The sequence below is a fragment of the Haloferax sp. s1 genome (assembly GCF_058382125.1).
In genome coordinates this window covers 1-1,652 of record NZ_JBZRPK010000182.1, presented here as the reverse complement: position 1 = coordinate 1,652, position 1,652 = coordinate 1, and the positions used below count along the sequence as shown (strand labels likewise).

Below are 1,652 nucleotides of genomic sequence, written 5' to 3'. Positions count from 1 at the left end.
ATTCGGTGATTGCCTTCGACGAGAGCGATATCAGAGAGCTTCTTCACGAGTTGGAAGCTGACCGCGATATCGACGTCCTCTCGAAGACGGCGATTACAGCACAACGAATCCCGCACAGTATGTTGGCTCCGGTCGACCAGTTGTTCGAAGACGTGACCGAACGACAGATGGCGGCGCTTCGGTTGGCATTGGAGAGTGGCTACTACGAACAACCCCGGAAGACGTCGCTCAGGGAGTTGGCCGACAAGACGGCTGTCGCTCGGTCGACGTACGAAGAGCACCTCCGGAAGGCGGAGAACAAAATCCTCACGAGCGCAGGTCAGTTCTTGCGCCTGGTTACGGCGACATCGACGGCAGATCCATTAGAGGTCGAAAAGACCCGCCAAGCTGAGCAGGCTGCCGACTAACCGAACGTCTTCACGCCGGTCGGGGTTTAGTTAGCCGATTGTGAGTACCTTATCAGCACCCTCGACGACTCCGAGGCAGTCTTGCATCGTCGCCCGTGGTCTGAGGTTGTCCGCTTCGAGGTCACGGGAGTCCAGACACGTTCCGCAGGCGAGAAGTTCTCCCCCGTTCCGAGTGTATTTCACCATTACGCCGTGGGGATTGAATTTCTCGTGTTCGAGGTCCGGTGCTTCGACACCGTCGCCGAGGAGAAATACTTCGACTGTGTGGTCTGCATCAAGCGCTGTGTTTGCGAGACGGAAGGCATTCCAGACGCGTTCAGGGTCGTTCGTCTCTAAGATGATTCCAAGATCCATACGAAAGCTTCGTGAGTCAATGACTTGAGCATCAGTGGTAATTCTCCAACGAGAGGAATTGTGACTACCAATGACGGCAGGACACAACCTTACCTCCAAATTGATGTGACCAAGACTGATGTCGAGTCAACTCCTAATTCGTGAAAAGATGATTGTATGAGTGATGTCGAGAGCTTCGTTCGGTTCTGTGAGAGCGAGTTCGGGACTGCAGTCATGGATCGAGAGGCCGCATACGTGAAACAACACATTGCTGCAGACGACCGTATTCTCAATGTTGGGTGCGGTATCGGTTCGCTTGAAGAGCGCTTTCTCGACTACGAGATTATTGGCTTGGACCGATCGGAGGAGATGATCCATGCGGCCCGTAACCGAGTCTCTGCATCGTTCGTACTCGGGGATGCGACAGCACTCCCAATCGCAACCGCATCCGTCGATACCGTCGTCTTCATCTCAACACTCGAATTCATTCCCGATATCGATGCAGTACTAGCGGAAGCGACTCGAGTGCTTGATAGCGATGGGACTCTCGTTGCACTCGTATTGAACACGCGCTCTGAGTACGTTCAGTCGAACCTTCAGCGAGAAGGATCGTACTTCCAGCGGATGGCCCACCGGGATTCTGAGGCATTGGCGGAAACGATATTAGAATACGTTGAAGGCAAGCAAGAGTTCTTCTTGGGCATCTCCGACGGGACCGTCTTCGAGAGCTCTGATCCAACGGCAGCAGCAATCTCCGCGGTTGTGGGGACTCCACTTGTCTGAACACCCGACTTTCCACCGGTTCACCGCTTGGAGTGGCGACAGCCTGTAGTACCCCCAATCAAAGCAATTTCACAAACAACCTCGGAGGATGGAAGTGTTGCGTGTCTTATTTCCATGGTATTTGGGAGT

The 1,652-nt window shown here is 53.9% G+C and carries 3 protein-coding genes; 2 read left to right on the top strand and 1 reads right to left on the bottom strand.

From position 1 onward, the window contains the following. Window positions 1-407: helix-turn-helix domain-containing protein (locus tag QT222_RS01450; RefSeq protein WP_491476071.1), on the top strand; the 407-nt coding region annotated here is incomplete at its 5' end. A 30-nt stretch (window positions 408-437) separates the two neighbouring features. On the opposite strand, the gene QT222_RS01445 is transcribed toward QT222_RS01450, so the two are convergent. Then, a complete protein-coding gene (locus QT222_RS01445; protein WP_491476070.1) occupies window positions 438-761 on the bottom strand; it encodes a DsrE family protein in 324 nt (107 codons plus the stop codon). Between the two features lie 156 nt (window positions 762-917). On the opposite strand from QT222_RS01445, the gene QT222_RS01440 reads away from it, so the two are divergent. Next, window positions 918-1,523, top strand: a complete 606-nt coding sequence (locus tag QT222_RS01440; protein ID WP_008605555.1) for a class I SAM-dependent methyltransferase — start codon at window positions 918-920, stop codon at window positions 1,521-1,523. The last annotated feature ends 129 nt before the right edge of the window (window positions 1,524-1,652 follow it).